This window comes from Methylobacterium sp. WL116 (assembly GCF_008039455.1).
Taxonomy (GTDB): Bacteria; Pseudomonadota; Alphaproteobacteria; order Rhizobiales; family Beijerinckiaceae; genus Methylobacterium.
On the sequence record NZ_VRUV01000344.1, the window covers coordinates 1 to 4,925 of the forward strand.

6 protein-coding genes are annotated in these 4,925 nt (G+C 71.3%); 4 read left to right on the top strand and 2 right to left on the bottom strand.

Going from position 1 to position 4,925, the window contains the following annotated elements; translation table 11 throughout:
• Window positions 1-49: 49 nt before the first annotated feature.
• Window positions 50-1,105 carry an EF-P lysine aminoacylase EpmA gene (gene epmA / locus FV223_RS19935; protein ID WP_147728634.1) on the bottom strand — a complete coding sequence of 352 codons (1,056 nt, stop codon included), beginning with the start codon at window positions 1,103-1,105 and terminating at the stop codon, window positions 50-52.
• 202 nt (window positions 1,106-1,307) lie between these two features.
• Between epmA and efp the strand changes: the two genes are divergently transcribed.
• On the top strand, window positions 1,308-1,874 hold the full coding sequence (gene efp, locus FV223_RS19940) for an elongation factor P (protein ID WP_147728635.1): 567 nt from the start codon (window positions 1,308-1,310) through the stop codon (window positions 1,872-1,874).
• Between the two features lie 19 nt (window positions 1,875-1,893).
• Here the strand turns inward: efp and FV223_RS19945 are convergent, their stop codons facing one another.
• Window positions 1,894-2,904, bottom strand: a complete 1,011-nt coding sequence (locus FV223_RS19945) for a heparan-alpha-glucosaminide N-acetyltransferase (protein WP_147728636.1) — start codon at window positions 2,902-2,904, stop codon at window positions 1,894-1,896.
• Between the two features lie 378 nt (window positions 2,905-3,282).
• Here FV223_RS19945 and FV223_RS19950 point away from each other — a divergent pair, with 378 nt between their 5' ends.
• The 3 genes from FV223_RS19950 to FV223_RS19960 all read left to right on the top strand — a co-directional run.
• Window positions 3,283-3,891: a cold-shock protein gene (locus FV223_RS19950; RefSeq protein WP_147728637.1), complete on the top strand. Its 609-nt coding sequence runs from the start codon at window positions 3,283-3,285 to the stop codon at window positions 3,889-3,891.
• A 65-nt stretch (window positions 3,892-3,956) separates the two neighbouring features.
• Entirely contained in the window at window positions 3,957-4,400 is a 444-nt protein-coding gene (locus tag FV223_RS19955; RefSeq protein ID WP_147728639.1) for a DUF192 domain-containing protein, read from the top strand.
• 150 nt (window positions 4,401-4,550) lie between these two features.
• On the top strand, window positions 4,551-4,925 hold a 375-nt coding region (locus tag FV223_RS19960; RefSeq protein ID WP_147728638.1), incomplete at its 3' end, for a hypothetical protein.

Here is a 4,925-nt window from a genome sequence, read left to right on the forward strand (position 1 = left end):
GCCACGAGGCCCGCGGCGGCGAGCTCGTCCGGGCTGCGCAGCGGGCGGTTCATCGCGTTCCGCCCGCGACGGGGGTCCAGATCACGTCCTCGATATGCGGCGCGCCGGTCGCGAGCATCACCAGCCGGTCGAAGCCGAGCGCGCAGCCCGACGCCTCCGGCATCACCGCCAAGGCGTCGAGGAAGTCGTCGTCGATCGGATAGGTCTCGCCGTAGACGCGATGCTTCTCCGCCATCTCGCAGGCGAAGCGCCGGCCCTGCTCGGCGGCGTCGGTCAGCTCGCCGAAGGCGTTGGCGAGCTCGACGCCGCAGGCATAGAGCTCGAACCGCTCCGACACCCGCGGGTCGTCCGCGCTCGGGCGGGCGAGCGCCGCCTCGCTCACCGGGTACTCGCACAGGATCGTCGGCCGCCCGTGCCCGAGATGCGGCTCGATCCGCGCCACCAGCACGCGGCTGAACAGGTCGGCCCAGGTGTCGTCGGCGGCCACCCGCAGGCCCGCCTGCGCAACCGCAGCGGCGAGCCCGTCGCGGTCGGTGGCGCCGTCCCGCGACAGGGTGGCGAGGAGGTCGATGCCGGCATGCCGGTCGAAGGCGTCGGCCAGCGTCAGCCGCTCCGGATCGGCGAAGGGATCGCAGGTCCGATCGCGATGGCGCAGCCGCGCCGTCGCCGCCGTCTCGGCGGCGAGCCGTAGCAGGTCGGCGCAATCGGCCATCAGCACGGCGTAGGGCTCGCCGGCGCGATACCATTCCAGCATCGTGAATTCGGGATGATGCAGCAACCCGCGCTCGCGGTTGCGGAAGACGTGGCCGAGGCTGAACAGCCGCGATTCGCCGGCCGCCAGCAGCTTCTTGCAGGCGAATTCCGGCGAGGTGTGGAGGTAGAGCGGCGCGCGAAGCCCGTCGCCGCCGATCGCCTCGGTGGCGAAGGCGGAGAGATGCGCCTCGTTGCCGGGCGAGACCTGGAGGCAGGCGGCCTCGACCTCGACGAAGTCGCGGGCCGCGAAGTGGCCGCGGAGCGCATGGGCGATGCGGTTGCGCAGGATCAGCAGCGGGCGCCGGTCGGCGTGCCGGTGCGGCGCCCACCACGGGGAGGGGGCCGCCGTCACCGGGCTGCCCTGCGATCGGCGGATCGGACGTTTCCGGCTTCGAACACGCGCGCTCCCGGCGGACCGATACTGGCGCGGCTGGCAACCGGGCCGCGGATAGGATAGTGCCGGAGCCCGATATCGCTCTCGAGGGATATGCCTCTCCCGCGGGGCACCGCGCTAGGCGCGCGAACCCCGCCTTGTCAACGCAGGACCTGACCCCGTGAAGGTGATCGCTTCTACCCTCCGCAAGGGCAACGTCGTCGATAAGGACGGCAAGCTCTACGTCATCCTGTTCGCGGAGAACATCCATCCCGGCAAGGGCACCCCCGTGACGCAGCTCGACATGCGCCGCATCACCGACGGGGTGAAGGTGTCGGAGCGCTACCGCACCACCGAGCAGGTCGAGCGCGCCTTCGTCGAGGACAAGGAGCACACCTTCCTCTACAGCGACTCGGAGGGGTTCCACTTCATGAACCCGGAGAGCTACGAGCAGATCCAGGTGCCGGCCGACGTGGTCGGCGACGCCGCCCCCTACCTGCAGGAGGGCATGGCGGTGATGGTCTCGCAGCACAACGGCGTGGCGCTGACGATCGAGCTGCCGCAGCGCGTCGTGCTCGAGGTCGCCGAGACCGAGCCGGCGATGAAGGGGCAGACCGCCTCGTCCTCCTACAAGCCGGCCACCCTGTCGAACGGCGTCCGCACCACCGTACCGCCGCACATCGCCGCCGGCACCCGCATCGTGGTGATGACCGCCGACGGCGCCTACGTCGAGCGCGCCAAGGACTGAGGCATCCCGGAACGGGGGGCTACGGCGGCGGCGCCGTGCCCTCGGAGGCCTCGTAGCAGCGCTGCGACAGACCCTGCGCCCGCATGCGCTCCGGCACGGTGAAGCCGCGGCCCTCCACCGACCACAGGCCCTCCCTGCGCAGGGCGTCGGCGGTGCAGCGCGCCGCGATCCGGCACGAGCCCGGCTCGCCCCCGGTGCGGGTGCAGGTCTCGACGTAGTCCGCCCGGAACTTCGCCAGCCTGGCGCGCGGATGCGGCCCGGTCAGCGCGACCAGGCCCGTCAGCGCCCCGAGCAGGAGCGGCTGGTGCACGAGGTAGATCGCCAGGCTGTGGCGACCGGCGAAGGTCGCAGCCCGTGCGCCTCGGCTCCGCGGCTGCCAGAGACCCGCCCGCGAGCGCGCGAACCAGGGCAGGGCGATCCGGCCGAGGGCGACCCCGAGCAGCACGATCCCGAACCACGGGAACAGCGGCACGTAGTCGTTGGTCTGCGGCGTCAGCCGGCCGAGGCCGAGGAAGAACAGCGCAGGCGCATCGAGCAGCGGATGCGCCACGAGGTGCGGCAGCGCCACGACCAGGGCGCCGGCCAGCGCCGTCACCACCGCCGGCACGAACAGGAACGGCAGCGCCAGCACGCTCGACACCGCGATGCAGTGCAGGATGCCGAAGAAGATGAAGCTGTCCGGGAAGGCGTAGAACGTCGCCAGGGTGATCAGCGCCGCCGCCCCGCCGACCCGCAGCAGCCGCAGGGCGGTCGGCCGCAGCCGAACGCCGCGGCCGTTCATCAGCACCAGACCGACCCCGACCAAAACGAGGAACGTTCCGGCGATGACGTGCGCCGCGACCCGCCCCGCGGGCGACAGCGCGACGTTCTCGGGCGTGAGGCGGAGGTACCCGAGGTCCCAGGTCAGGTGATAAGCGGCCATCGCGGCGAGCGCGGCGGCACGCCCCGCATCGATCGCCGGGATCCGGCGGGACGCGACGGCAGGCGCTTCCGGCGCGTTCGTCGGGGCGAATGTGGGATCGGGTGGCATGGCCGGCCCCCTAAGCACCATTCGCCGCGCGCGGCCATGGGCGGCTCCGAAGATTCGTGCGGCGGACGGCGCGTCGACGGTGCTCCCGCCACCTGCTGCGCCGCAGCAACAGTCACGAGAAAGTGACCGAACTCGGTTGTTTGCGCCGGGAGCGTTCCGATGGGGTCGGCCGGCGCAAAAGCGTGAGTCCGGACACGGACTTGGGCCTGCTCGATGCTCGCCGAACCGGCACGGATCGCTGCGGAGCGTGCCGATCGGGCCGGCCATTGCCGTCGGACCGTCCAGGCCTGCCGGGCAAAGAGGCTTTCGCCGCTTCAAGACTTCGTTAATCCTGGCCGGGAAACGCGCGTCGCGATTCGGTGTAGGTTGCTTATCGACATGTCTGACGGGTTCGGATCAGGGCCGGCGAGCTCACGGGCAACGGACGGCGCGGGCATCGGCGCATCATCGCAGGCCGACGTCGAGGAGCCGCTCGACCTCGTCGAGGTGTCGGGCCGGATCAAGTGGTTCGACGTCGCCAAGGGGTTCGGCTTCATCGTCCCCGACGACGGCATGCCCGACGTGCTGCTCCACGTGACCTGCCTGCGCCGCGACGGCCACCAGAACGCCAGCGAGGGCGCCCGCATCGTGGTCGAGGCGACCGAGCGCGCCCGCGGCTGGCAGGCCTTCCGGGTCCTGTCGCTCGACCAATCCTCCGCCACGCACCCGTCCGAGCTGCCGCTGCCGCGCACCCATGTCAGCGTGACGCCGACGAGCGGGCTCGAGACCGCCGTGGTGAAGTGGTTCAACCGCCTGCGCGGCTTCGGCTTCCTGACGCGGGGCGACGGCACGCCGGACATCTTCGTGCACATGGAAACCCTGCGACGCTACGGTATCGCCGAATTGAAGCCCGGCGAGACGGTGCTCGTGCGATACGGCGACGGCTCCAAGGGCGTGATGGCCGCCGAGGTCCGGCTGCCCGACGGAGCCGTTCCGTCCTCGCATTGATGGTGTTGCGCTTGTCTCGCGTCCGAAACCTGCTCGCCGGCGGCCTGGCCCTCGGCCTCCTCGGCATGGCCGCCCTTCCGTCGGCGCTCGCTCCCGCCTCGGCCCAGGAGGCGCGACAGGCCAGGAGCCAGACCGAGCCGCTGAGCATCCGCTCCAAGGACGGCACCCACCGTTTCGACGTCGAGGTGATGCGCGACGATGCCGGCCGCACCCGCGGGCTGATGTTCCGCCGCACGATGGCGCCGAACCACGGCATGCTGTTCGACTTCGAGCGGTCCGAGCCGGTCGCGATGTGGATGAAGAACACCTACCTGCCGCTCGACATGCTGTTCATCCGCGCCGACGGCACCATCGCCCGGGTCGCTGCCGACACCGAGCCGCTGTCGACCGCCATCATCGCATCGCCGGAGCCGGTGCTCTCGGTGCTGGAGCTGAATGCCGGCATCGCCGCCAAGCTCGGGATCAAGGCCGGCGACCGCGTCGAGCACCCGCTGTTCCAGGCACGCTGACCCGGAGCGCCGTCGCGCCGGGAAAATATGAACGCATCGAGAACATCGCGCTTGACGCCCGTTCCGTTGCGGATCACTGTTCCTCGTATGTTCCACGTGGAACAGGCGCGCGATCGTCGCGCCTCTTCCGCGAAGGTGGCGAGGATCCCGATGATCGACGCAACTATCGCCTCTTGCGCAAAGGCCGTCCTGTTCCGCAACGCCGACTGGACCCTGTCGGGCGAGGGCCTGGAACACCGCACGACCGGCTACTTCATCGGTCGCGACGTGCTCGCCGCCCGCCGCGCCGAGGGCCTGTGGGACTGGCCGCTGCAGATGGCCGAGAAGAGCTGGTGCCGGCCGAGCCTGTTCCGCGAGGCGTTCCTGACCGCGCTCGACGCGTTCGGCATCGCGCGCGACGCCGGCCTGAGCCAGGCCTTCGCTCTCGGCTTCGGCTTCCGCGCCGGGCAGGCGCCGCAGGCCGACGGGTTCGTCGCGCTCGCCGACCTGCTGCGGCCGCAGCCCGCGCCGCGGCCCGTCCCGGTG